Source organism: Neorhizobium lilium, from assembly GCF_004053875.1.
In the GTDB taxonomy this organism is placed as follows: Bacteria; Pseudomonadota; Alphaproteobacteria; order Rhizobiales; family Rhizobiaceae; genus Neorhizobium; species Neorhizobium lilii.
The window spans coordinates 331,872-357,592 of record NZ_SBIP01000002.1; the positions used below are offsets into that span (position 1 = coordinate 331,872).

The 25,721-nt window shown below is 61.0% G+C and carries 21 protein-coding genes; 11 read left to right on the forward strand and 10 right to left on the reverse strand.

Features of this window, described 5'->3' with window-relative positions; genetic code table 11:
* Position 1: 1 nt before the first annotated feature.
* Genes caiB through EPK99_RS25900 form a run of 3 tightly spaced genes read left to right on the forward strand, consistent with a single transcriptional unit; the run spans position 2 to position 3,032 of the window.
* Positions 2-1,216: a succinate--glutarate CoA-transferase gene (caiB, locus tag EPK99_RS07810; protein ID WP_128442487.1), complete on the forward strand. Its 1,215-nt coding sequence runs from the start codon at positions 2-4 to the stop codon at positions 1,214-1,216.
* Positions 1,213-2,862 carry a thiamine pyrophosphate-binding protein gene (locus EPK99_RS07815; protein WP_128442488.1) on the forward strand — a complete coding sequence of 550 codons (1,650 nt, stop codon included), beginning with the start codon at positions 1,213-1,215 and terminating at the stop codon, positions 2,860-2,862. The genes caiB and EPK99_RS07815 overlap by 4 nt, the downstream gene beginning before the upstream one ends.
* A gap of 47 nt (positions 2,863-2,909) precedes the next feature.
* Positions 2,910-3,032 carry a hypothetical protein gene (locus EPK99_RS25900; RefSeq protein WP_281033454.1) on the forward strand — a complete coding sequence of 41 codons (123 nt, stop codon included), beginning with the start codon at positions 2,910-2,912 and terminating at the stop codon, positions 3,030-3,032.
* 64 nt (positions 3,033-3,096) lie between these two features.
* On the opposite strand, the gene EPK99_RS07820 is transcribed toward EPK99_RS25900, so the two are convergent.
* The 3 genes from EPK99_RS07820 to EPK99_RS07830 all read right to left on the reverse strand — a co-directional run bounded on the left by EPK99_RS07820 (position 3,097) and on the right by EPK99_RS07830 (position 4,758).
* Positions 3,097-3,441 (reverse strand): RidA family protein, encoded by a 345-nt coding sequence (locus EPK99_RS07820; protein ID WP_128442489.1) that lies wholly within the window; start codon positions 3,439-3,441, stop codon positions 3,097-3,099.
* 63 nt (positions 3,442-3,504) lie between these two features.
* The gene (locus EPK99_RS07825) at positions 3,505-3,843 is read right to left on the reverse strand and encodes a protein tyrosine phosphatase family protein (protein ID WP_128442490.1); all 339 of its coding nucleotides are present in this window, start codon (positions 3,841-3,843) and stop codon (positions 3,505-3,507) included.
* Positions 3,844-3,918: 75 nt separating this feature from the next.
* The gene (locus tag EPK99_RS07830; RefSeq protein ID WP_128442491.1) at positions 3,919-4,758 is read right to left on the reverse strand and encodes a DUF4432 family protein; all 840 of its coding nucleotides are present in this window, start codon (positions 4,756-4,758) and stop codon (positions 3,919-3,921) included.
* Positions 4,759-4,951: 193 nt separating this feature from the next.
* On the opposite strand from EPK99_RS07830, the gene EPK99_RS07835 reads away from it, so the two are divergent.
* Entirely contained in the window at positions 4,952-6,370 is a 1,419-nt protein-coding gene (locus tag EPK99_RS07835) for a L,D-transpeptidase (RefSeq protein WP_425374180.1), read from the forward strand.
* 78 nt (positions 6,371-6,448) lie between these two features.
* On the opposite strand, the gene EPK99_RS07840 is transcribed toward EPK99_RS07835, so the two are convergent.
* The 6 genes from EPK99_RS07840 to EPK99_RS07865 all read right to left on the reverse strand — a co-directional run bounded on the left by EPK99_RS07840 (position 6,449) and on the right by EPK99_RS07865 (position 13,912).
* Positions 6,449-7,165: a ParA family protein gene (locus EPK99_RS07840; protein WP_128442493.1), complete on the reverse strand. Its 717-nt coding sequence runs from the start codon at positions 7,163-7,165 to the stop codon at positions 6,449-6,451.
* Positions 7,166-7,386: 221 nt separating this feature from the next.
* A complete protein-coding gene (locus EPK99_RS07845) occupies positions 7,387-8,532 on the reverse strand; it encodes an iron-containing alcohol dehydrogenase (protein ID WP_128442494.1) in 1,146 nt (381 codons plus the stop codon).
* The gene (locus EPK99_RS07850) at positions 8,529-9,914 is read right to left on the reverse strand and encodes an aldehyde dehydrogenase family protein (RefSeq protein WP_128442495.1); all 1,386 of its coding nucleotides are present in this window, start codon (positions 9,912-9,914) and stop codon (positions 8,529-8,531) included. Before EPK99_RS07850 ends, EPK99_RS07845 begins: the two co-directional genes overlap by 4 nt.
* 35 nt (positions 9,915-9,949) lie before the next feature.
* Positions 9,950-11,320 carry a glutamine synthetase family protein gene (locus EPK99_RS07855; protein WP_128442496.1) on the reverse strand — a complete coding sequence of 457 codons (1,371 nt, stop codon included), beginning with the start codon at positions 11,318-11,320 and terminating at the stop codon, positions 9,950-9,952.
* Between the two features lie 122 nt (positions 11,321-11,442).
* Positions 11,443-13,035, reverse strand: a complete 1,593-nt coding sequence (locus tag EPK99_RS07860; protein WP_128442497.1) for an amino acid permease — start codon at positions 13,033-13,035, stop codon at positions 11,443-11,445.
* 100 nt (positions 13,036-13,135) lie between these two features.
* Positions 13,136-13,912, reverse strand: a complete 777-nt coding sequence (locus EPK99_RS07865; RefSeq protein ID WP_128442498.1) for an N-formylglutamate amidohydrolase — start codon at positions 13,910-13,912, stop codon at positions 13,136-13,138.
* Positions 13,913-14,076: 164 nt separating this feature from the next.
* Between EPK99_RS07865 and EPK99_RS07870 the strand changes: the two genes are divergently transcribed.
* The 6 genes from EPK99_RS07870 to EPK99_RS07895 all read left to right on the forward strand — a co-directional run bounded on the left by EPK99_RS07870 (position 14,077) and on the right by EPK99_RS07895 (position 20,462).
* Positions 14,077-14,958, forward strand: coding sequence for a MurR/RpiR family transcriptional regulator (locus tag EPK99_RS07870; protein WP_128442499.1), 882 nt, complete (start codon positions 14,077-14,079; stop codon positions 14,956-14,958).
* Between the two features lie 177 nt (positions 14,959-15,135).
* Positions 15,136-16,191, forward strand: a complete 1,056-nt coding sequence (locus EPK99_RS07875; RefSeq protein WP_425374189.1) for an ABC transporter substrate-binding protein — start codon at positions 15,136-15,138, stop codon at positions 16,189-16,191.
* A 69-nt stretch (positions 16,192-16,260) separates the two neighbouring features.
* Positions 16,261-17,136: an ABC transporter permease gene (locus tag EPK99_RS07880; RefSeq protein WP_128442501.1), complete on the forward strand. Its 876-nt coding sequence runs from the start codon at positions 16,261-16,263 to the stop codon at positions 17,134-17,136.
* Complete coding sequence (locus tag EPK99_RS07885; protein ID WP_128442502.1) at positions 17,133-17,921, forward strand: ABC transporter permease; 789 nt, start codon at positions 17,133-17,135, stop codon at positions 17,919-17,921. Before EPK99_RS07880 ends, EPK99_RS07885 begins: the two co-directional genes overlap by 4 nt.
* Positions 17,922-17,931: 10 nt before the next feature.
* Positions 17,932-18,993, forward strand: coding sequence for an ABC transporter ATP-binding protein (locus EPK99_RS07890; protein ID WP_128442503.1), 1,062 nt, complete (start codon positions 17,932-17,934; stop codon positions 18,991-18,993).
* 131 nt (positions 18,994-19,124) lie between these two features.
* The gene (locus tag EPK99_RS07895; RefSeq protein ID WP_128442504.1) at positions 19,125-20,462 is read left to right on the forward strand and encodes an MFS transporter; all 1,338 of its coding nucleotides are present in this window, start codon (positions 19,125-19,127) and stop codon (positions 20,460-20,462) included.
* A 49-nt stretch (positions 20,463-20,511) separates the two neighbouring features.
* Here EPK99_RS07895 and metH read toward each other — a convergent pair whose 3' ends face one another.
* On the reverse strand, positions 20,512-24,282 hold the full coding sequence (gene metH / locus EPK99_RS07900; RefSeq protein WP_128442505.1) for a methionine synthase: 3,771 nt from the start codon (positions 24,280-24,282) through the stop codon (positions 20,512-20,514).
* Between the two features lie 155 nt (positions 24,283-24,437).
* Between metH and EPK99_RS07905 the strand changes: the two genes are divergently transcribed.
* Positions 24,438-25,694 carry an AGE family epimerase/isomerase gene (locus EPK99_RS07905; RefSeq protein WP_128442506.1) on the forward strand — a complete coding sequence of 419 codons (1,257 nt, stop codon included), beginning with the start codon at positions 24,438-24,440 and terminating at the stop codon, positions 25,692-25,694.
* Positions 25,695-25,721: the final 27 nt, after the last annotated feature.

The window sequence follows — 25,721 nt, forward strand, 5'->3', positions numbered from 1 at the left end:
TATGCAGCAGCAAGAAAAAAACCAGCCTCTTTCGGGCATCCGGGTAGTGGAATTGGCCCGCGTTCTGGCCGGTCCCTGGGCCGGACAGATGCTTGCCGACATGGGCGCCGACGTCATCAAGGTGGAGAACCCCGACGGCGGTGACGACACTCGCGCCTGGGGACCGCCCTTCGTCGAAGGCAAGGACGACGAAAACCTTTCGGCCGCCTATTACCATTCCACCAATCGCGGCAAGCGTTCGATCGCCGTCGATCTGAAGACCGAGGATGGGCAGGAGATCGTCCGCCAACTGGTGGCAAGGGCCGATGTGCTGATCGAGAACTTCAAGCTCGGAGGCCTCAAGAAATACGGCCTGGATTACGAAAGCCTGCGGGAGATCAACCCCAAGCTCGTCTACTGCTCCATCACCGGCTTCGGTCAGGACGGCCCTTATGCCAACCTCGCTGGTTACGACTATATCGTCCAGGGCATGTCCGGCTTTATGTCGGTCACTGGCGAACCGGACGGACAGCCGATGAAGGCGGGCGTTGCCATTGCCGACATCTTCACCGGCGTCTATGCCGTCGCGGCAATCCAGGCGGCGCTGATCCATGCGATGCGCACCGGACAGGGCCAGCATGTGGACATGGCTCTCCTGGACGTGATGGCAGCCGTCCTTGCCAACCAGAACATGAACTACCTCGTCTCCGGGACTGCGCCGAACCGCCTCGGTAATGCTCACCCTAATATATCGCCCTATGAGGTCATTCCCGTTCAGGACGGCCACATCATCCTCGCGGTCGGCAATGACGGCCAGTTCAGGCGGCTCTGCACGATCCTCGGGATTGAGACAGCGGCCAGCGATGAGCGTTTCGCAACCAATAAAGCCCGTGTGGCGCATCGCATCGAAGTCCGCAGTCTCCTGATCGCCGAGACCGGCAAATGGACGAAAATCGCGCTGCTTGCGGCCTGTGGGCAGAATGCCGTTCCGGCCGGCCCCATCAACTCCATCGCCGAGATGTTCGAGGACCCGCAGGTCAAGGCCAGGGGCCTGCGCATCGATCTGGCGGATGCCGAAGGCACACTCATCCCCGGCGTCCGGACGCCGATCGTGATGTCGGAAACGCCGCTGGCCTACCACCGCCCAAGCCCGAAGCTCGGCGAGCACACGGACGAGGTCATGATGGAACTGATCATCACCGAAATGAAAAAGGCCGCAAAAGGAACTGTGGAATGAAGACGGGTGGACAGCTGATCGTTGAGGCCCTGAAGGCGAACGGAGTGCAGCGCATTTCCTGCGTGCCGGGGGAAAGCTATCTCGCTGTTCTCGACGCGCTTTACGAGAGCGGCATCGAAGTCCTCGTCTGCCGCCAGGAAGGCGGCGCGGCGATGATGGCCGACAGCTGGGGCAGGCTCACCGGCGAGCCGGGCATCTGCATGGTGACCCGTGGCCCGGGCGCCACCAATGCCTCCGCCGGGCTCCATATTGCGCGGCAGGATTCGATCCCCATGATCCTTTTCGTCGGCCAGGTCGCCCGCGATATGCGGGAGCGGGAGGCTTTCCAGGAAGTGGAGTACCGCCGCGCCTTCACCGAGTTCGCGAAATGGGTGGGCGAGATCGACGATGCCCGCCGTATCCCCGAATTCGTGACGCGGGCTTTTGCCGTCGCGACATCCGGGCGGCCTGGTCCCGTCGTGCTGACGCTTCCGGAAGACATGCTGATCGATGAGGTGGAGGCGCCCGAGGCCCGTCCTTACACCCGCGTCGAATCCCATCCCGGCCCCTCGCAAATTGCGGAACTCGGCCGGCTGCTGGCTGACGCGAAGCGCCCATTATTCGTTCTCGGCGGCACCCGCTGGAGCGAACAGGCAGTCGCGGAATTCACCGCGTTCGCAGACCGGTTCAAGCTGCCGGTCGGCTGCTCCTTCCGCCGCCAGATGCTGTTCGATCATCTGCATCCAAGCTATGCCGGCGATGTCGGAATCGGCATCAACCCGGCGCTTGCCCGGGAAGTAAAGGAAGCCGACCTGCTCATCCTGCTCGGCAGCCGAATGTCGGAAATGCCCTCCTCCAGCTATTCGCTGATCGACATCCCCTATCCCAGCCAAAAGCTCGTGCATGTCTTCCCCGAGCCGGAAGAACTTGGCCGCATCTACCGCCCGGACCTTGCCATTTGCGCGGCACCGGCTGAATTCGTAAGGGCCCTGGCAGACCTCGATGCACCCGCCGCCCCGGCCTGGGCGGAACGGACGGCTGCCATGCACGAGGCCTACCTCAAATGGTCGACCCCACCGATGACTGGTCCAGGCGCCGTGCAGATGGGGCCAATCATGAATTGGATCGAAGAGAACGTCGCCAAAGACGCGATCTTCACCAATGGCGCCGGCAATTATGCGACCTGGCTGCATCGTTTCCACCGCTTCCGCCGCTACAACACCCAGTCGGCTCCGACGTCCGGCTCCATGGGCTACGGTCTGCCGGCGGCCGTGGCTGCCAAGCAGCTGTTTCCGGACCGCGAAGTGGTCTGCTTTGCCGGCGATGGCTGCTTCATGATGCACGGCCAGGAATTCATCACCGCCGTGCGCTATCATCTGCCGATCATCACCGTCTTGGTCAACAACGGCATCTACGGCACGATCCGCATGCACCAGGAACGGGAATATCCCGGCCGCGTCAGCGGAACCGATCTCGTGAACCCGGATTTCGTCGCCTACGCCAAAGCCTTCGGAGGCTATGGAGAATTGGTGGAAAAGACGGAGGAATTCGGCCCAGCCTATGTGCGCGCTCGGGCGAGCGGCAAGCCTTCGATCATCGAGGTCAGGCTGGATCCGGAGGCCATCACGCCGGCCCGTACCCTAACCCAAATCCGCGCCGGCGCGTAACTAGGCGGCACGCGGGAACTGCAAGCATGCCGCGCAGTTAACCCAGCATGGAAAAAGATACGAACCGCAAGGCGGCTGGCGGCATGACGACCTTCGTGATCGTGATCTTCCTGATCGCGATAGCCCTTGCCGCCTTTTACTTTTTCGGGCTGACACCCGAGCAGGCTTAAAATAAACCACGCAAAGAAAAAGGACCGACGTAAGCCGGTCCTTTTTCGCATTTTTAGCCGCAACTTAGTCGAGGGCAGCGGTGACGATGAACTCGACCTTATACTTGGGTGCTGCGAGCTTGGCTTCGCTGGTGGCGCGCGCTGGCGGGTTCGCCGGATCGATCCAGGCTTCCCAGACGGCGTTCATCTCTGCGAAATAGGCGATGTCCGACAGGTAGATGATGGTCTGCAGGACCTTCGACTTGTCTGTTCCGGCCGCAGCAAGCAGGCTGTCTACTTCGGCAAGAGCCGATTTGCACTGGTCGGTCACGCTTTCGCCATCCCCAACTTGGCCTGCAAGATAGACGGTGTTGCCGTGGACGACTGCGCCGCTCATGCGGGCGCCGGGCTCGATACGCTTGATGCTCATGCAAATGCTCCTGTGTGGTGACGTGAAGAAGACGCCGCGATGAACGGCGCCTGAAACTGAGATTTAGCCGCGGATATGCTGGCTCTTTTCATAGATGGCAGTGGATCGCGCGCCGGAGCGGCAGAAGCCGAGCATTGGCCGCGGCAGCTCGTCGAGCGCATCCACCATGGCATTGACGCCCTGCTCATCGACACCCATGCGGCCGACAGGAACGTGACGGATCTCAAGTCCGAGTTCCTGCGCGCGAGCGGCGATGTCGGCGAAATGCGGCTGGCCAGGTTCCTCCTCGTCCGGACGGTGGCAGACGATTGATTTGAAACCCATGTCCTTGACCTGATCGAGGTCTTCAGCCGTGATCTGTCCGGTGACAGAATACTCGTCATTGATCGATCGAATATCCATGGTACGTGCCTCCATATCTGTCGAGGCGCCAGCATTACGACGCGCCCGCATGGGCGTCAATCGCGTCAGGCCTCCTCAGGCGAACAGGAACTTGAGCCCGTATTCGATGCTGTCGCCGGGCTTCAATATCTTCAACTCGCCTTTGCGTGTAAGCTCCTCGCGTCCTGCCAGCCGGTGCGAAACCGGCTCTATGCCCAGCACATGCGCCGGCGCCTGCTGATTGCGCCAGATTTGCAGGTAGGGCAGCGTATCGGTGCGAAATTTCGCCCGCAGCGTGAGGCCTCCGACGGCCGCGATCGGACCGAGCGCCACCTCGGCCCAGGACTCGCCTTCCCTTGCAGCCGGCACGCAGAAAACGCTTCCCGGCTCTGGACCGAAATTCCAGGGCAGTTTTCCACCCTCCAGCATCCGGCCGGAAAGCCGGACATTATCGTCGAACAGCCAGGCACCGATATTCATGTGGTACATATGGACGGGGGAAAATGGCCTGGTGCCGGTATTCGTCAGCGTATCGAGAAGACAGACCTCGCCTGTGGCTGGATCGATGCGCCAATGACGATCGAGCTGCGCAGGTTCGCCCGTTGCCATGGTGACGGCGACGCGTGCGTGGCATTCGGCGCTACCTTCCTGGGCATCCCAGAACAGGATGTCGGCCGGGTGCGACGAGAAGGATCCATGCAGCGGATAGGTTCGTCCGTCGCTGCGCCCGGCGATCGGCTCTGGGTGGCGGATGTGGTCCGGCCCACAGGTAAAGAGGAAGCCTTCAAGCGAATGGTCGATTCGCGGATCGCCATCGTCGGGGATCGCCCGGCCCGGCGCGAGATCGATATCGCCGATGAAACAGCCGCCTATATCCAGAACAGAGCTTGGATCGAGAAAAAGACGAGGTCCGACTTCAGCCGAAAAAACCTTCATTTCCACCCTCTTCACGCTTTCGTCAGGGAATCTTTCTTATTGTAATGTTACTTTAACACCTCGTTCACTGCGATTTCACCTTTTTCACACTACGGTCAAATTTACCTTGTCTGAGATGAGCCAACAAAGCAGCGGGAACAAACCGCGTGAAATGCTATTACGTCCCAAAAGAAACTCCATACGCGGTGATATCGTGAAGCGCCTTTTCTCCACAAGCCTGACCCTTCTGGTTATCACCGTGCTCCAGGGCGTGCCCGCGGCAGAGGCGCAGACCCGCTATAACCGCACACAGTCGGACGTCCTTCTGGTCGCCCCCGACGGCGCAATTCTCGATTATACGCCAGATCGGCGCGAGGTCATCGTCAGCCGCGACAGCACAGGCCGGCGCGTCTACCTGGACCATTACGGCAACATCGTCGCGACGGAGATGCGGCAGAACGCTAATCGCCGCGACAGCCCGGATGAATATCCGGCAGCGTCCGGAGGCTACCGCACGTATGGCAATGGAGGTGCTCAAGGCGGCTATGGTCAAGATAGCGCCGACAACCAGGGCGGCTACCGGGACTACCGGCAGTATCGCGACGGCGAACCGGGCGCGGTCACCGGCGGCATTCCCGGCCAGGGCTCCATCAGCCGCATGCCGCTGGAGGACCCGTCGCTTCCGGGCGTCGAGCCAGCCTATCCCCAGGAAGCTTCGATCGATCCGGATCAACAGCCGGCGGGTGAGCCTTTGCAGCAGCAGAAGCCGATCATTGCCGTTACCAAGAAGCCGCAGGCCGAGATCACCGCGCTGCAGGTCTTTCTCGACCGGGAGGGCATCTCGCCGGGCGTGATCGACGGGCATCTGGGCGATAACGTCAACAAGGCAGTCGCCGCCTGGCAGGAGATGACGGGCGAGACGCTCGACCCGAACAATTCGGAAGACATCATGCAGCGGCTGACCTATTCCGGCGGCCTGCCGATCGTCGACTATACGATCACTCCGGCCGACGCTGCGGGTCCCTATGTCGCCTCCATCCCGGAAGACTACGCCCACAAGGCGCAACTCCCGGCTATGTCCTATACGTCGGTTACGGAAAAGCTGGCCGAGCAGTTCCATATGGACGAAGGCTACCTGAAGGCGCTCAACCCGAACGCCGACTTCTCTCTGCCGGGTACAACGATCAAGGTCGTCAATCCAGGCCCCATGAAGGTCGGTCAGGTGACCCGCATCATCGCCGACAAGGCCAAGAAGCAGGTGCTGGCTTATGGCGCAGACGGCAGGCTGATCTCTGCCTACCCCGCAACGATCGGGTCCAGCGACACGCCCTCCCCCACCGGCACCCATACTGTGGAGCGGATCGCTTTCGATCCGGGCTATACCTATAACCCCAAGATCAACTTCAAGCAGGGCGACAACGATCAGATCCTGCAGATCCCACCGGGACCCAACGGGCCTGTAGGCTCCATCTGGATTGCGCTCTCCAAGCCGACCTACGGCATTCATGGAACGCCCGAGCCATCCAAGATCGGCAAGACCAACAGCCATGGCTGCGTACGTCTGACGAACTGGGACGCAACCGAACTGGCCAAGATGGTCAAGCCGGGCACGGTCGTGGAATTCATGGAGTAAACTCCAAAGCTTCGAATAAAAAAGGCGCCTCCAGAGGCGCCTTTTTTATGTCTGACGATGTGAGTGCAGGTTGCCGGGTCAAGCAGCGTTCCGGCCAAAGCCGAAAATGCGCGCCGTGCCGGAGCGGACAACCTTCATCGGCATCAGCCGACGCACTTCGTCGGCAAAGGCACGAGCATTGTCCCGGGCGCGATCGATATTGCTGACTTTCTGAGGGTCGAGCGTGTGCAGCGTGCCGCCCGTCTCGAACAGCTCCTTGAAGGCGATGCGTTCGCCGATCGGAGTGCTCAGCACATTGACCCCGCGGGCTGCCAGCAGGCCCTTGATGGCGACCATGGCTCTGGTCGTGACCATGGAGGTAACGCGCGTCAGCACCACCGAATGCGGGATGGTCAGATTGGCCTTTTCCTTGAGGAAGGACAGGAGATCGAGGATTTGCGCCGCACCCTTGGCATCCATGGCCGAGCCCTGGACCGGGATCATCACATGATCCGAAAGCCCGATCGCGGTCGTTACCAAGGCATCCCGTGCGCCGGCGAGATCGATGATGAAGAAATCGGTGCGTGAGGAAAGCTCCCGCAGGTGACACTGGAGAGAGGCGACTGTGACTTCGGAGACCACATCGATATTGTGGAGGGGGCCGGAAGCCTCGCGCCATTGGGTGATCCAACGCTGCGGATCGGCATCGATCACAGTCACCCGGAAACCCTGATGAGCAAGCTCGGTGGCGAGCAGAAGCGCCGCCGTCGTCTTTCCGGCTCCGCCCTTGGCATTGGCAAAAGAAATTACAGGCATGTCGGTCCCCGAATATCACTGAGCCGCATCGCTCACGGAGACGCCGGCACACATGGCGTCTTGCCCCGCATCCTTGCTAAACATGGTTAACACAATATGAATTTAGGGACGGCTAATATCACCCGGTAGATTTAGCCTTTGCCTCTAACACGCGGAAAACCCGGCGATTCTCATCACCGGGTCTTTGTTAATTCAGCTATCGATATTCGAGCACCAGACCGTCAGAAGCAGTCGAGGAAGAGTGCCTTGGTGTTTTCCAGCGTCATCGGCACCGGATTGCCGCCGCAACTCGGGTCTTCGATGGCCATCGCTGCCAATTCGTCGATTCTGTCGGGCTTGATTCCCATGGCCGTCAGGTTCTGCGGCACGCCAAGCTCGGCGCGTAGCGCGAGGACGTAATCGTAAAAGCCATCGAAGCCACCGGAAATACCGAGATAAGCGGCGGCGCGGCCGATCTTCTCCTCGATGGCCGGACGGTTGAAGCGCAGTACGGCCGGCATCACGACGGCATTGGTCATCCCGTGATGGGTGTTATAGACGGCCCCGATGGGGTGCGACAGCGCGTGGATGGCACCGAGCCCCTTCTGGAAGGACACCGCACCCATGGCGGCAGCAGCCATCATATTGGTGCGCGCCTCCATATCCGAACCATCCTTGAATGCGCGCGGCAGGAAGTCTTTGACGAGACGAAGGCCTTCGAGCGCAATGCCGCCCGACATGGGATGGTAGAAGGGCGAGCTATAAGCCTCAAGGCAATGCGCGAAAGCGTCCATGCCGGTGCCGGCGGTGATCACCTTCGGCATGCCCGTCGTAAGTTCGGGGTCGCAGATAACCACGCCCGGCAGCAGCTTGGGATGGAAGATGATCTTCTTCACGTGGGTTTCGGAATTGGTGAGAACCCCGGCCCGGCCGACTTCCGAACCCGTGCCGGCCGTTGTCGGAACCGCCACGATCGGCGCGATCTTCGACGCATCCGCACGCGTCCACCAGTCGCCGATATCCTCGAAATCCCAGACCGGGCGGGTTTGGCCAGCCATGAAAGCGATCAGCTTGCCCAAATCGAGGCCCGAGCCGCCGCCGAACGCGACCACGCCGTCATGGCCGCCGTCGCGGTAAACCTTGACGCCGGCTTCAAGGTTCTTCTCGTTCGGATTGGGATCGACCTCCGCAAAGATTGCACGTCCAAGTCCTGCTTCGTCCAGCACGTCCAGCGCATGGCCGGTGATGGCCATGGATGCAAGTCCCCGATCGGTGACCAGCAGCGGCTTCTTCAGGCCGAGCGTCTTGGCTGCATCCGCCAGTTCCTTGATCCGGCCCCGGCCGAGCTTGATGGCGGTCGGGTAGCTCCAGTTCGCGACGATGTTCATTGCGTGACTTTCTTCAGATGGTAGGATTTCGGGCGGGTCAGGTTGTGGAAGCCGAGAACCGAGAGCGACCCGCCGCGCCCGGTCTGCTTGACGCCTGTCCAGACCAGCGCCGGATCAAGATAATCGGCGCGGTTCATGAACACGGTTCCGGTCTCGATCTCGCGACCGATGCGGCCGGCGCGCTCGGGATCCTGCGTCCAGAGTGAAGCCGTCAGGCCGTATTTGCTGTCGTTCATCAGCGCGATCGCCTCGTCGTCGCTCTTCACCTTCATGATGCCGACGGCGGGACCGAAGGTTTCCTCGCGCATGATCTCCATGGAGTGGTCCACGTCCACCAGCACCTGTGGTGCCAGATACGCGCCGCCGTCATCGGCCGGGAAGAGCTTCGGATCGACCAGTGCCTTGGCACCCTGCGCCACTGCACCGGCGATCTGCTCGCGCACCGTCTTGGCGAAGCGCTTGTGCGCCATCGGACCGAGCGTCGTATCGGGCTCCAGCGGATTGCCGAGCTTGTAGTTCGACACCCAGGCGACCGATTTCTCGACGAACGAGTCGTAGAGCGACTCGTGGACGTAGATGCGTTCGATGCCGCAGCAGCATTGGCCGGAATTGAAGGTGGCGCCATCCATCAGCGTATCGACGGCGGCATTCAGGTCGGCGTCCTCCATCACATAGCCGGGGTCCTTGCCGCCGAGTTCCAGGCCGATGCCGGTAAACGTGCCGGCTGCCGCCCGCTCGATGGCGCGCCCGCCCTCGACGGAGCCGGTGAAATTGATGAAGTTGAAAAGGCCATCCGCAATCAGCGCGCCGGTCGTCTCATGGTCAAGGAAGAGGTTCTGGAACACGTCCTCCGGAACGCCCGCCTCGACAAAGGCGCGTACCATGCGCTCGCCGACCAGCAGGGTCTGGGCTGCATGCTTGATGACGACGGTGTTGCCGGCCATCAGCGCAGGCGCGACCGTGTTGATCGCGGTCATGTAGGGGTAGTTCCACGGCGCGATGACCAGCACCACGCCATGTGGCTCGCGCTCGATGCGTCGTTCGAAGCTGGCGCTGTCTTCGACCAGCAGCGGCGCAAGCGCATCCGCCGCGATCGACGCCACATAGTTCGAGCGCTCGTTGAAGCCGCGGAATTCGCCGCCATAGCGGACCGGCCGGCCCATCATCCAGGCAAGCTCCGGCACCACCTCGTCGGTCATCTCGTTCAGGCGGGTGACGCCCTTGAGAACGAGCTGCACACGATCTTCGAGGGGGCGTCTTGCCCAGCTTTTCTGGGCCTGCCGCGCCCGGCTCACCGCCTCGCGAGCCGCTTGCTCCGACATGGCCGGGCGTTCGGCATAGACCGAGCCGTCGACCGGCGAGATACATTGGATCATAGACATGATCGCCATTCCTGTTGTTGATTTTGGTCGAGGGTCTACACCCTCTCGAAACCGCGCGCCACTTCCCAATCCGTCACGCGCCGGTCGTATTCTTCCTGCTCCCATTGCGCCGCACGGACGTAATGGTCGATGACATCGTCACCGAAGGCCGAGCGCAGAAGCTCGGAGCCACCGAGAAGCTCCGTCGCATCCCGCAGGGTCTTGGGGATTTCCCGGATATCCTTGCCGCCATAGGCGTCGCCCACGAAGGCGGGCTCCAGCGCCAGCTTCTTCTCGATGCCATCAATGCCGGCCGCCAGCAGTGCCGCCATGGCAAGATAGGGATTGAGGTCAGAACCACCGACGCGGCACTCGACCCGGATACCCTTGCTCTCTTCGCCGCAAAGGCGATAGCCGGCGGTCCGGTTGTCCTTGGACCAGACGGCTTTGGTGGGAGCGAAAGTGCCGGCCATGAACCGCTTGTAGGAATTGATGTAGGGCGCCAGGAAATAGGTGATCTCGCCGGCATGGGCGAGTAGCCCCGCTACATAATGCTTCATGAGTTCGGACATGCCGTGTTCGGCATCCTTGTCGAAGAAGAGCGGCGTCTTGCCGTCGGCGCTCCAGAGCGACTGGTGGATATGCGACGAACTGCCGGCGGCTGCATAATTCCACTTGGCGAGGAAGGTGATGGCCTTGCCTTTGCTCCAAGCGATTTCCTTGGAAGCGTTCTTGATGATGGCATGCCGGTCCGCCATGGTCAGCGCTTCGGCATAGCGAACGTTGATCTCCTCCTGGCCGGCGGAGGCTTCCCCCTTGGAGTTCTCGACCGGGATGCCGGCACCCTGCAGGCCGGTCCGAATGGCCCGCATGACCTCCTCTTCCTTCGTCGTCTGGAAGATGTGGTAGTCCTCGTTATAGGCACTGGCGAGCTTCAGGTTCCGGTAATTGTTCTCGCGCGCGCTGTCATAGCTCTGGTCGAACAGGAAGAATTCCAGCTCGCTTGCCATGAAGGCCTTCATGCCCATGTCTTCCAGGCGCTTGATCTGCTTCTTCAGGATCGCGCGTGGAGAATGCGGCACTTCCGCATGGGTATGGTGGTCATAGACGTCGCAGAGCACCAGCGCCGTGCCCTCGAGCCAGGGCAGCTTGCGCAGCGTCGAAAGGTCCGGCTTCATTGTATAGTCGCCGTAGCCCTGCTCCCAGCTGGACGCCTTGTAGCCGGAAACGGTTTCCATCTCGATGTCGGTCGCCAGCAGATAGTTGCAGCTATGCGTTTCCTTGTAGGCGCTTTCGACGAAGAATTCTGCCTGGAAACGCTTGCCCATCAGCCGGCCCTGCATGTCCACGAGCGCGGCTACGACGGTATCGATCAGACCGGCTGCGACATCGAGCTTCAGATCATCGAAGGAATAGGTGACGGTCATGATAGGTCCATTTACTGATCAAGAGGATCGTGGTGAAGCTGCCACAAGACGTGCGGCAGCTTCACTCAGCATTACAGGTCAGGAGAAAGCCGCGGCTGCGCCTCCCTCGCAAGCTTGACGGGTTACTTCCCGGGCACGGCAGAGACGGCGCCGGTCTCCCCGACGGCCGCTTCCGCAGCGGCAATCTCGGCCTTGCGCCGGGCGATCATGTCGCCGATGGGCGGACCCTGGAAGCGCTTGTTCTCCACCGCGAACCAGATCACGATTGCCAACACGATGAAGCCTACCGTCACGCCGAAAACCTTGTCGTTCGGGGGCTGGATCGCGATGTAGACGATCAACACCATGCCGAGCGTCGCAAGCACCCCGACGGTCTTGTAGACGCCTGCCCCCAGGTTCCAGGGACCGGGAGCCGGCCATTTCTTCGTGCCATAGGCGAAGATGCCGAGCACGATCGGGAACAGGAAGGACAGGAAGAGGAAGATCAGCGTCGCGTTCACAACGGTGACATAGAGGCTGGCCTCACCGACGGAGATGAAGAGCGCACCCCAGACGAACAGGCTTTCGAGTGCTGCACCGGTCCAGATGGCGGCGACGGGCGTGCGGAATTTCCGGCTAACGCTTGAAAGCGCCTTGGAGCCCCAAGGGATGCCGCCATCGCGCGAGAAGGCGAAGATCATGCGCGAGCAGGAGGTCACGGTTGCCAGCCCGCAAAGGAACTGGGCGATGAAGATGGCGACGTAGAGGATCGTTACCAGCCAGGCGGGCATGATGGCATTGATTGTGGAGAAGAATACGCTCCAGCCCTGCTTGGCGCCTTCCGCCATGTCCGGAATGGCTATCACGAAGGAAGACAACATGACCCAGCCGGCAAGCGACGACCACAGGACCGCCGATACCATGGAACGCGGCACCGACAATGCCGCCTTCTTCGTTTCTTCCGAAGTGTGTGCCGAAGCGTCATAGCCGGTGATCGTATAAATCGGCAGTAGCAGGCCGAGGGCGAAGATGTACCACATGCTGTCCGACTTCGGCCAAACGGCACCGCCTGCATCGCCGGAGTAATTGGTGAAGGTCCACAGACGCGAGAAATCATGCGTCGGCGCGAAGTAGAAGCAGGCAATGGTAAGAACTGCTGCCGTCACCAGGATCAGCGTGCCGGAGAAGTCGGTGAGCTTCGCGGTCAGCCCGATGCCGAAATGGTTGATGGCTGCCTGGACGACGGTGAACAGCACCACCAGCACGACCTGCATGGCGGGAGACACGACGCCGGTCGCATCTGCAATACCAAGCTGCGCGCCGAACGTGCCGCCGAGGAAAAGCGCGGTGCCGATATTGATGGCGCCGAGTACGGTGATGAGGCCGAGAAGGTTGAGCCAGGCCGTCAGCCAGCCGGTGAAGCGAGTGCCGAGGATCGAACTCCAGTGATAGAGCCCGCCCGCCGTCGGATAGGCAGAGGAGATCTGGGCCATGCCGAGCGCAAAGAACAACGAGATGATGCAGCCGACCGGCCAGCCGATCCCGATCGCCGCGCCGCCGACGCCGGAAGTCGCCTGCGCCAGCGAGTTGATGCCGCCGGACAGAATGCAGATGATGGAAAAGGATATTGCGAAGTTGGAGAACGAGCTCATCCGCCGTTCCAGCTCCTGGGCATAGCCCATGGAATGGAGGATATGGATATCCTCGCTTTTGTCTCTATCGGTATAATCGGACATGACTTCCCCCTAATATAGCCGACCGCAACCATGCGGCCTTGAGCCTCACACATCCCGCGGCTGATCGTCCGCGGGTATTCGAGCCACTGCTCCCTGGGTTTTATCGTTGGAAAGCGTCGAGACTGTCCCGCAGCAATCCTGTCAGGAAATCGGCCACAACCCTTTGGCCGGTTTCATCATTTATGAGGTCGTTTCTAACTTCGATCATCACGTTCAGCAGGCCAGCCGGCAAGGCATGGACTTCGAGCGTATGCGTTACCCCGTCGGCCGGCCCATAAGGCTCGTTGCGCTCGACGCGGTACTGGTTGGCTTTCGCTGCATCGGCCAGCATCCGGTCGGCAAGCCGGCTGTCCTTGTCGTGCAGAATGCCGATCTCGACGGGGCGTTTCTTCCCGAAATAGACCGGCGTGAAGCTATGCAGCGTCACAATAACCGTATCCAGCCCCCGCTCCCGCCGGTTCTCGATCTCCTGGTGTATCCGGCCGTGGAACGGTAGATAGAGGGCCGTCGTGCGCCGCGAGCGTTCCGACGCGGACAGGTTTTCGTTGCCGGGAATACGGAAGATCTCGCTGACGTCGCGCATGGCCGCAGGCGATTCCGGCGGTCGGTTGCAGTCGTAGATCAGCCGCGAGAACCGTTGGTAGATCAGCGCCGCGTCCAGGCTTTGGGACATAAAGCGGGCAACGGCAAGCGCACCGGGATCCCACGCGATGTGGGAAAGGCGTGCCTCTTCCGACAGGCCGAGATCGCCATATCGCTGCGGCAGGCGGCGCGACGCATGTTCGCACACCAGCAGAACCGGGCTTACCCCTTCCGCATTTTCCACGGCGACGGGCTCACCGTCTGCATCCGTGAAGAAATCCGACTGAACCAGCATGAGCCGCCCGGAGGTTAATTGTAGATTAAGAAGAGAATTCTTCACTTTCGGACGAAGGTCAACGTGATTCTGAAAAAATCTCTTCAGCACTGCCCGTTGACATCGCCTCGGAAACAAATCTTAATCTTCATGAAAACCGGCGAAGACCGGGGGGAACAGGTTCCGTGGCACGCACCGTATCGGATGTTATTCGTGTTCGTTACGATACATTGACGCGCGCGGAAAAGCTGCTTGCTGACAGCCTTTTGGAGAACTATCCGGTGTCGGGACTGGGGAGTATAACCACGATTGCGGAGCATGCGGGCGTTTCGACGCCAACCGTTGCTCGCATGGTGCAGAAGCTTGGCTACAAGGGCTATCCCGAGTTCCAGTTGCATCTGCACCAGGAGCTCGAAGCGACGATCTCCAACCCTATTGCCAAGCATGACCGGTGGGCCTCCAATGCTCCAGGCACCCATATCCTAAATCGCTTTGCGGATGCGATCACTGCCAATCTGCGCGACACGCTGAGCGAACTCGACACCGCGACCTTCGAAGGTGCAGCAGCTCTGCTGCGCGACCGTGCCCGCAGCATCTATTTCGTCGGCGGACGCATCACCGGCGCGCTGGCGGAATACTTCTTCACCCATATGCAGGTCATACGGCCCAAGACGACCCTGATCTCCAACAATTCCAGTTCCTGGCCGCAGCATGTGCTCAACATGAAGCCGGGCGACGTCCTGGTGATTTTCGACATCCGTCGCTACGAGCAGGAAATGGCGACCTTGGCCGAAGCCGCCGCCGCCGCCGGCGTGGTCATTGTTCTGTTTACCGATATGTGGCGTTCGCCCGTCGCCGCCGCTGCCAAACATGTGTTCGAGGTTAGGATCGAGGCGCCATCCGCCTGGGACTCCTCCGTTGTCACGCTCTTTGTCGTCGAAGCTTTAATCGAGGCCGTGCAGAGCGCAACCTGGGAAGAAACGCGCGAACGCATGAGTTCTCTGGAAGGTCTCTTCGAGCGCAGCCGGCTCTTCCGCCGGCCGGGCCGCAGCGGGCGCTCCGACTAAATGCCGGTTGGAGAATTGTGAAAACTTCGAACGGTTTATGAGAAAGTGCTGACACTCGGCACTGTCACATACGATACATAAACAGGCTCTACGAGTCCGCTCAACACGACCAACCCTCAGGAGGACACCGTGCTCAACAAAACCCAACGCCTTCTCTCTGCGACGACGGCGATCGTCATGGCTTCTGCAAGCCTTGCCGCTGCCGAGCCGAGCGCCGATCTCATCGCTGCTGCCAAGAAGGAAGGCACGCTGACGACCATCGCGCTTCCCCACGACTGGTGCGGCTATGGCGACGTGATCGCCGGCTTCAAGGCGAAGTACGGCCTGGAAATCAACGAATTGAACCCGGATGCGGGCTCGGGCGACGAAGTCGAAGCCATCAAGGCGAACAAAGGCAACAAGGGTCCGCAGGCTCCCGACGTGATCGACGTTGGCCTCTCCTTCGGCCCGACGGCAAAGGCCGAAGGCCTGCTGATGCCTTACAAGGTATCCACCTGGGATTCGATCCCGGACAGCGCCAAGGATCCTGAAGGCCACTGGTATGGCGACTATTACGGCGTCCTTTCCTTCGTAGTGAACACAGACATCGTGAAGAACGTGCCCACGGACTGGGCAGACCTCAAGAAGTCGGAATACGCCAACACCGTTGCGCTCGCTGGCGATCCGCGCGCCTCGAACCAGGCCGTCCAGGCTGTCTACGCAGCCGGCATCGCGACTGGCGAGAAAGATGCCGCCAAGGCCGGTGAAGCAGGCCTCGCCTACTTCGGCGAACTGAACAAGGCCGGTAATCTCGTGCCCGTCATCGGCAAGTCCGCTTCGCTCGCCCAGGGCTCGACCCCGATCGTCGTCGCCTGGGATTATAACGGCCTTTCCTGGCGCGATACGCTGAAGGGCAATCCTCCGGTCGAAGTCATCGTGCCGAAGTCCGGCGTCGTTGCCGGCGTCTACGTCCAGGCGATCTCCGCTTTTGCACCGCATCCGAACGCCGCAAAGCTGTGGATGGAATATCTCTATTCCGACGAAGGTCAGCTCGGCTGGCTGAAAGGCTACTGCCACCCGATCCGCTTCAACGATCTGGCATCCAAGGGCAAGGTTCCGAAGGACCTGCTCGACAAGCTGCCGCCGGCCGAAGGCTATGCCAAGGCTGTCTTCCCGACGCTCGAACAGCAGGACAAGGGCAAAGCCGCCATCACCACCAAGTGGGACAGCGTTGTCGGCGCCAACGTCAAGTAATCACGCCAACTACACGCCTCCCCGCATCATGCGGGGAGGTCTCACTTCCTCTCCCAGAAGCCCTCCCCCATGAGCACCGCCTCGACATCCTTCATCGACCGCCGCACGATTGTCGATTGGCTCGGCATAGCCCCGTTCATGATCTTTGCGCTGTTGTTCCTGATCATTCCGACGCTTTATCTGGTGTCGGGGGCGTTTTTTACGCCGGAAGGGCAGTTCACGTTCAAGAATATCGGCGATCTCTTCACCCCGACCATCCTTAGTGCCTACTGGATCAGCATCAAGGTTTCGGTGGCATCATCGCTCGGCGGCGCCTTGATCGGCTTCTTTCTGGCCTGGGCGATCGTGCTCGGCGGTCTACCGGGATGGATCCGCTCCAGCCTTCTCACCTTTTCGGGTGTTGCCTCCAATTTCGCCGGCGTTCCGCTGGCCTTCTCCTTCCTCGCCACGCTCGGCCGTACCGGCCTCGTCACCGTGCTTCTGCGCGACTGGTTTGGGTTCAACCTCTACGGCACTGGCTTCAACATCCTGTCCTTCTTCGGACTGACCATCACCTACATGTTCTTCCAGATCCCGCTGATGGTGCTGATTCTGACGCCGGCGCTGGATGGCATGAAGAAGGAATGGCGCGAAGCCTCCGAGATCCTTGGCGCCTCCACCTGGCAGTACTGGCGCATGGTGGCGCTGCCCATCCTGTGGCCAAGCCTGATGGGCACGACCCTGCTGCTTTTCGCCAATGCCTTCGGCGCAATCGCCACGGCCTATGCACTGACCGGCTCCTCGCTCAATATCGTGCCGATCCTGCTCTACGCGCAGATCCGCGGCGACGTGCTCCACAATGCCAATCTCGGTTATGCCTTGGCGCTCGGCATGATCGTCATCACCGGCCTCTCGAACATCCTCTACATCCTGCTGCGCATGCGGGCTGAAAGGTGGCAGAAATGAAGACCAGCAAAATTCTGGCCTGGGTCGCGCTTGCCATCGGGCTGATCTATTTCTTCTTGCCGCTGATCGGGACGCTCGAGTTTTCGCTGCGCATGCGCCGCGGCGCTTATTCGATGGACGCCTACCAATCGGTATTCTCCGACGTCCAATTCCAGCAGACGTTCGGCTTTTCCATGCTGATGGCGCTGCTGACCATCATCTTCGGCATGCTGCTCGTCGTACCGACCGCCTATTGGGTGCGTCTGCGCCTGCCGCAAATGCGTCCGGTCATCGAATTCATCACGCTGATGCCCCTGGTCATCCCGGCAATCGTTATCGTCTTTGGATATCTGAGGCTCTACAACTCCTCGTCCTGGATTCCTTTTACGGGATCGACACAGGGCACCAACGTGCTGCTGGTGTTCTCCTACATCACGCTCTCCCTCCCCTACATGTACCGATCGGTCGATACCGCCATGCGAGCCATTGACGTGCGCACTTTGACGGAGGCCGCGGAAATCCTCGGCGCCAAATGGCCGACCATCCTGTTCCGTTGCATCTTCCCCAACGTCATGTCGGGTGTACTGTCCGGTGCCTTCATCACCTTCGCCATCGTCATGGGCGAGTTCACCATGGCGGCTCTTCTCAACCGCCCGGCTTTTGGTCCCTACCTGCAGCTGATCGGCGCAAATCGGGCTTATGAACCGGCAGCGCTTGCGGTGATCGCCTTTGCCATTACCTGGCTGTCCATGGGACTGCTCCAGCTCGTTTCCCGCTTCAGCAAACTCGCTCCGTCGCGGCCTTAAGGAATTTCGAATGTCGTTCCTCGTTCTCCAGAATATCAAGAAGAGCTTTGGGCAGACTCAGGTCGTCAAGGACTTCAATATGTCCATTGAGAAGGGCGAGTTCGTCTCCTTTCTCGGACCATCGGGATGCGGCAAGACCACCGTCCTGCGGATGATCGCCGGGTTTGAGACGCCCAGCGACGGCGCCATCGTCGTCAACGGCAAGAACCAGAACAAACTGAAGACCAACCAGCGCAATATCGGCATGGTCTTCCAGGCCTATGCGCTGTTCCCCAACATGACCGTGTTCGACAATGTCGCCTTCGGCCTGAAGATCGCCGGCAAGCCCAAGGAAGAGATCGGCGCTCGCGTCAAGGAGATGCTGAAGCTGATTTCGCTGGACCACCTCGCCGAGCGCTACCCCTACCAGATGTCCGGCGGCCAGCAGCAGCGCGTAGCGCTTGCCCGCGCGCTCGCGCCGAAGCCGCAGGTCCTGCTACTCGATGAACCGCTGTCGGCCCTCGATGCCAAGATCCGCGTGTCGCTGCGCGAGGAAATCCGCCAGATCCAGCGGCAACTCGGGATCACCACCGTCTTCGTGACCCACGATCAGGAAGAGGCGCTGTCGATTTCCGACCGCATCGTCGTCATGAATGCCGGGCGCGCCGACCAGATTGGCACGCCTTCCGAAATCTACAACCGTCCGGCTACCCGCTTCGTCGCCTCCTTCGTGGGCACTCTCAATATCATCGACGCGACTGTGGTCGACCCGGCTGCCAATAGCGTCAAGATGGGCGACAACCTTGTCACCCTTAGGGAGCCCATCGGCGGGCTGAAGGCGGGCGACAAGGTTTCGATCGCGCTCCGCCCCGAAGCCGGTTCCACATTAGCAACCGCCGCAGGCGATACGGTGCTGACTGGCACGGTAATCTCGTCGCACTTCCTCGGTTCGGTTATCCGCACCAAGCTCGACATCGGCGGCAATCCCATATCCTTCGACATGTTCAATTCGCCGGACGTCGTGCTGCCCCAGGCGGGCGAGACCCTGTCGCTCCGCTTCATGGCAAGCGATCTCCTGCTCGTGCGGGAGTGACAAGGGCTGTTGCGGCCACACATGTAACGGGGCTTTGGCGCGTCTTTCGCTCTTGAAATGTCCTGCTGCATGCCGCATTCCAGGGTGATGGCTTCCGCAGATGGAAGCACAAAGCAGCTGGTTCAGTCACGATGTCCCCCACAATAACGCCTGCGGCTCCCCGCCGCCTGACTTCGCAGGATTTCCGCACCCTCGGCCTTGCGGCCCTGGGCGGTGCGCTGGAATTTTATGATTTCATCATCTTCGTCTTTTTTGCCGCCGTCATCGGCAAGCTCTTCTTTCCGCCGGACATGCCGGACTGGCTGGTGCTGATCCAGACCTTTGGCATTTTCGCCGCCGGTTATCTGGTACGCCCTGTGGGCGGCATCGTGCTCGCCCATTTCGGCGACCTGTTTGGCCGAAAACGCGTCTTCTCCTTCTCCATTCTGCTGATGGCGCTCTCGACGTTAGGAATGGCGCTCATGCCGACCTATGCTACCATCGGCGTTGCAGCACCCATCTTGCTGGTCGTCATGCGGCTCCTCCAAGGCGCAGCAATCGGTGGCGAAGTCCCCGGCGCCTGGACCTTCGTGGCCGAGCATGTCCCCTTCCGCCGCGTCGGCTTTGCCTGCGGATTCCTGTGTTCGGGCCTGACGCTTGGAATCCTGCTCGGCTCCTTCATCGCCACGATCATCAATTCGGTCTTCTTGCCCGAAACCATCTCAGCCTGGGCCTGGCGCATCCCCTTCCTGCTCGGGGGCGCCTTCGGACTAGTTGCCGTCTGGCTACGGCGCTGGCTGCAGGAGACGCCGATCTTCACCGAAATGAAGGCCAGCCGCGCGCTTGCTCCCGAACTGCCCCTAAAAGCGGTCCTGCGTGACCACAAGCGTGGCGTCGTCGTCTCGGTGCTGCTCACGTGGATCCTGTCGGCCGGCATCGTCGTGACGACACTGATGACCGCCACCTTCCTCCAGAAGCTTTACGGCTACACCGCCCAGCAGTCGCTGGCCGCAACCAGCTTCGGTACGCTCTTCCTGATCTTCGGCACGGCAACGGCCGGCGCCATCGTCGATCGGGTCGGCTCCGGCCGTTTCTTCATCGCCGGCGGCATCTTCTTCGGCGTGGCCACCTGGGCCTTCTACAGCTTCGCCGCGACCTCCCTTACCGTCGTCTTCGTGCTCTACGCGGTGATGGGCCTGGCTGTCGGCATGGTCGGCGCGGTGCCCTATGTCATGGTCCGGGCTTTCCCGGCGCGGGTCCGCTTTTCCGGCTTGTCCTTCTCCTACAATATCTCCTACGCCATCTTCGGCGGAATGACGCCGATAGCTGTCACGACCCTGTTGGCGGTCAACCCGATGGCACATGCCTGGTATCTGCTGTTTATCGCAGCACTCACCGTCGGCCTTGGCATATACCTCACCCTGTACGGCGAGAGCGTCGAGTCGGAAGCGGGGATCGAAGAGCTGACGGCCCGGATGGCCAAGGGCTGATCATGCGCTCCCTCATCCCTGTGCTTGTCACAGGGATTGAGCGGCGACATTACGCAGCGTCCTCCACCGCGGTATCGGCAGTGGGCACGTAGTTGAGCACCGGCCCCAGCCAGCGCTCGACCTCTTCGATCGGCATGTCCTTGCGGCGGGCGTAATCCTCCACCTGGTCCCGTTCCACCTTGGCAACGCCGAAATAGTAGGACTCCGGGTGGCCGATATAAAGGCCGGAAACGGAAGAGCCCGGCCACATGGCGTAGCTTTCCGTCAGTTCCACGCCGGTCATGGCGGTGGCATCGAGAAGGCGGAACAGCGTTGCCTTTTCCGTATGATCCGGCTGGGCCGGGTAGCCTGGAGCCGGCCTGATGCCATCGTAACCTTCGGTGATCAATTCATGCGGCGAGAGGGTCTCGTCCGGTGCATAGCCCCAGAACTCCTTGCGCACACGCTGGTGCATGCGCTCGGCGAAGGCTTCCGCAAAACGGTCCGCCAAGGCCTTGACCAGGATGGACGAGTAATCGTCATTGGCGCGTTCGAAGCGCTCCGCAATGGCGATCTCCTCGATACCGGCGGTGACGACGAAGGCGCCCACATGATCGGGCTTGCCGCTGTCAACCGGGGCTACGAAATCCGCGAGCGCCACGTTCGGGCGCCCGTCGCGCTTGGAGAGCTGCTGGCGCAGCGTGTAGAAGGTCGCCAGTTCCTGGGAACGGTCTTCACCGGTAAACAGGTTGATGTCGTCGCCCACTGAATTGGCGGGCCAGAAGCCGATCACGGCGCGCGGCCGGAACCACTTTTCCCCAATGATCTTTTCCAGCATGGCCTGCGCGTCGGCATAGAGTTGGCGTGCAGCCTCGCCCTGTTTCTCGTCATCCAGGATAGCCGGGAACCGCCCCTTCAGCTCCCAGGTCTGGAAGAAGGGCGTCCAGTCGATATACTGCGCAAGCTCGGCCAGATCATAGGTCTCGAATACCTTCGTGCCGATAAACTGAGGCTTTACAGGCTGGTACGATGCCCAGTCGATCTTCTCGGCATTTGCCCGGGCCTTGGCAAGCGGCAGCCGTATCTTGTCTGCCTCCGACCGGGCATGGGCAGCGGCGACCTTGGCATACTCGGCCCGCACCGTTTCGATATAGCCACCCTTCGCCTCGGGTGACAGGAGCGAGGAGACAACGCCGACGGCGCGGCTGGCATCGTTCACGTAGATCGCTTGCCCGCGATTGTAACGCGGATGGATCTTCACCGCCGTGTGGACGCGGCTCGTCGTCGCGCCGCCGATCAGCACCGGAATGTCAAAACCCTGCCGCTCCATCTCGGCAGCGACATGGACCATCTCGTCCAGCGACGGAGTGATAAGGCCGGATAGCCCGATAATATCGACCTTCTCGGCGATCGCGGTCTCGAGGATCTTGGTGGACGGCACCATGACGCCGAGGTCGATGATCTCGTAATTATTGCAGGCAAGCACGACGCCGACGATGTTCTTGCCGATATCGTGCACGTCGCCCTTGACGGTCGCCATCAGGATCTTGCCGGACGACTTCCTCTGGTCGCCGCCGTTCAGCCGCTTCTCCTCCTCCATATAAGGCAGGAGCACTGCGACAGCCTGCTTCATGACGCGGGCGGATTTGACCACCTGCGGCAGGAACATCTTGCCCGAGCCGAACAGGTCGCCCACCACATTCATGCCGGCCATCAGCGGGCCTTCGATGACATGCAGCGGACGCTCCGCCTTCAATCGGGCCTCCTCCGTGTCGGCATCGATGAAGTCGGTAATGCCGTTGACGAGGGCATGCGACAGGCGCTTCTCCACCGTCCATTCGCGCCAGGCAAGATCCTGCGCCCTGGCTTCCTTGCCCGGACCGCCGCGATAGCGCTCGGCGATCTCCAGCAGGCGCTCGGTAGCGTCCTCGCGACGGTTGAGCACGACGTCCTCGCAGGCGTCCCGCAGCTCAAGGTCGATATTCTCGTAGATCGCCAGCTGCCCCGCATTGACGATGCCCATATCCATGCCCGCCTGGATGGCGTGATACAGGAAGACGGCGTGCATCGCCTCGCGCACCGGCTCGTTGCCGCGGAAGGAGAAGGACAGGTTCGACACGCCGCCGGATATATGCACCAGCGGCATCCGCTCGCGGATCGTCCTCGTCGCCTCGATGAAGGCAACACCATAGCCGTTATGCTCCTCGATCCCGGTGGCGACGGCAAACACGTTCGGGTCGAAGATGATGTCTTCCGGCGAAAAATTTGCTTCTTCGGTCAGGAGCTTGTAGGCGCGCTCGCAGATCGCAACCTTGCGCTCGTAACTATCGGCCTGCCCCTGCTCGTCGAACGCCATGACAACGACCGCCGCGCCGTAGTTGCGCAGGAGCTTGGCCTGGGCGATGAATTTCTCCTCGCCTTCCTTCATGGAGATCGAATTGACCACCGGCTTACCCTGCACGCATTGCAAGCCGGCTTCCATGATCTCGAACTTGGAGCTGTCGAGCATGACAGGTACGCGGGCGATATCCGGCTCGGCGGCGATTAGGTTGAGAAACTCGACCATCGCCTTCTGCGAATCGATCAGGCCTTCGTCCATGTTGATGTCGATGACCGAAGCGCCGTTCTCGACCTGATCGCGGGCAACCGCGAGTGCCGCGGTATAGTCGCCAGCGGTGATCAGCTTGCGGAACTTGGCCGACCCGGTGACATTGGTGCGTTCGCCCACATTCACGAAGGGCACGTCCTTGGTGAAGACGAAAGGCTCCAGACCGGCGAGCGACATGAACGGCTTGTGCTCGGGCACTTCGCGTGGCTTGAACGGAGCGACAGCATCGGCAATCGCCTGAATATGCTCCGGCGTCGAGCCGCAGCAGCCGCCGACCACATTGACCAGTCCCTCTTGCGCAAAACCGCCGATCTGCCGTGCCATGTCGTCCGGCGTCTCGTCGTAAAGCCCGAATTCGTTGGGCAGCCCGGCATTCGGATAGGCGGAGATGAAGGTATCGGCGACCGAAGACAGTTCCTGGAGATGCGGACGCATGGCATCCGCGCCGAGCGCACAATTCAGGCCGATCGTGAACGGGTTGGCGTGGCGCACCGAATACCAGAAAGCGGATGGCGTCTGGCCCGAGAGGGTGCGGCCCGAAAGATCGGTAATCGTGCCGGAAATCATCACCGGTAGGTGAATGCCCTTTTCGGCAAAGCGTTCGGCACAGGCAAAGATTGCCGCCTTGGCGTTCAATGTATCGAAAATGGTCTCGATCAGGATGAGGTCCGCACCGCCATCGATCAGCCCGTCGATCTGCTCGGCATAGGCAATCCTCAGATCGTCGAATGTCACCGCCCGGTAACCCGGATTGTTGACATCGGGCGACATGGAGGCCGTTCGATTGGTAGGACCAATAGCACCAGCCACGAAACGGCGGCGGCCATCTTCCTTTTCGGCTCGCAGCAAGGCTCGGCGGGCCAACCGGGCGCCGTCCCGGTTCAGATCGTAGACGGCGTTCTCCATCTGGTAGTCGGCCTGGGCGATGCGGGTGGACGAAAACGTATTCGTTTCGACAATATCCGCTCCGGCCATGGCATAGCGGTAATGGATGTCCTCGATCGCCTGCGGCTGGCTGAGGATCAGCAGATCGTTATTGCCCTGCTGATGGCAGGCGCAACCGATAAACCGGTCGCCGCGAAACTGATCCTCATCCAACCCCAGGCCCTGGATCTGCGTCCCCATGGCACCGTCGATGATCAGGATACGCTCGCGCGCTGCAGCCTGGAGTGCCGTCAGCACTTCAGCTCCATCGCGCGGAGCAACCCTCTGGCCGAACAAATCATCAAACATCATGCACTCCAAAATCCGCATTTTCGGGCGAATTAACACATAAACATATCTTTATGTCAACGTAACATCTGGAACTTACTGCAACTTGGATCATGACAGGGCACGCGCCGGACGCTATATCGCTGGAGCACCCCGCCGATTACCCAGAGGCTAGCATGACCGATCAAGACCAGACCTCCCTTCGCTGGGCAACCCTGCCCTATCACCGGAAATGGCTTGCCGATCAGGCCAACGGGCTGTTCGACTTCTTCCAGTATCGCGCCGTCAATCCTCAGGGCGGCTTCTTCGATCTGGACGACCAGGGCAATGCGCTGGGCGGCGCCGATCCCACGCGCGGCATTCACGCCTCTGCCCGCATGGTCCATTGCTTTACCATTGGCTACTTGCTCGGCCGGCCCGGCTCCGGCGAGGTGATCGACCACGGCTTGCGCACCCTGTGGGATCGCCATCGCGATGCAGATCATGGCGGCTATTTCTGGCAGGTCAATAACGATGGCGCCGTGGATCCTGCCAAGCAGGGTTACGGCCATGCCTTCGTGTTGCTTGCTGCATCATCCGCCAAGGCGGTGGGGCACCCCCTGGCAGACCAGATGCTGGCCGATATCACCGACGTCCTCACCACTCGGTTCTGGGAACCGCAGCACGGCGCCATTGCCGAAGAATTCGCGCGCGACTGGTCACCCATCGACGGTGGCAGCTATCGCGGCCAGAATTCCAACATGCACCTGACGGAAGCCCTCATGGCCGCCTTCGAGGTCACCGGCGAGAAACACTATCTCGACAAGGCCGAGAGCATAGCCGAGCGGGTCATTCATCAGGCAGCCGGCAGCGTCGGCTTTCGGGTTGCAGAACATTTCGATGCGGCATGGCAGATCAACAAGGACTATTACCATCCGGACGAGATGTTCCGTCCCGCCGGCACGACGCCGGGCCATTGGCTCGAATGGGCGCGGCTCCTCCTGCAGCTCTGGTCGCTCGGCGGCAAAACCCATAGCTGGATGCCGGATGCTGCAAAGTCCCTCTTCGTCCAGTCCATGTCACTGGGCTGGGACAAGCAGAAGGGCGGCTTTTTCTATACGCTCGACTGGCAGGATCAGCCAGCCAAGACCAACAAGTTGTGGTGGCCCATGTGCGAGGGAGCAGCGGCGGCCCACTTCCTCAACGAACATCTGCCGTCCGACCCCTTTTACGAAGACAGCTATCGCCTGATCTGGGGAACGATCGCCAACCGCTTCATCGACCACCGCAATGGCGGCTGGCATGAAGAGCTGACGGAGGATCTCGTCCCGTCACACACGCTGTTCCCGGGCAAGGGCGATCTGTACCACGCGTTGCAGGCCTGCCTGATCCCGCTTTTCCCCGCGACCGGCAGCTTGACCAGGGTCATACCCGAGGTCGGCGGAAAGCTCTGAGACGGTGAGAGAGGCGGCATGATTTGC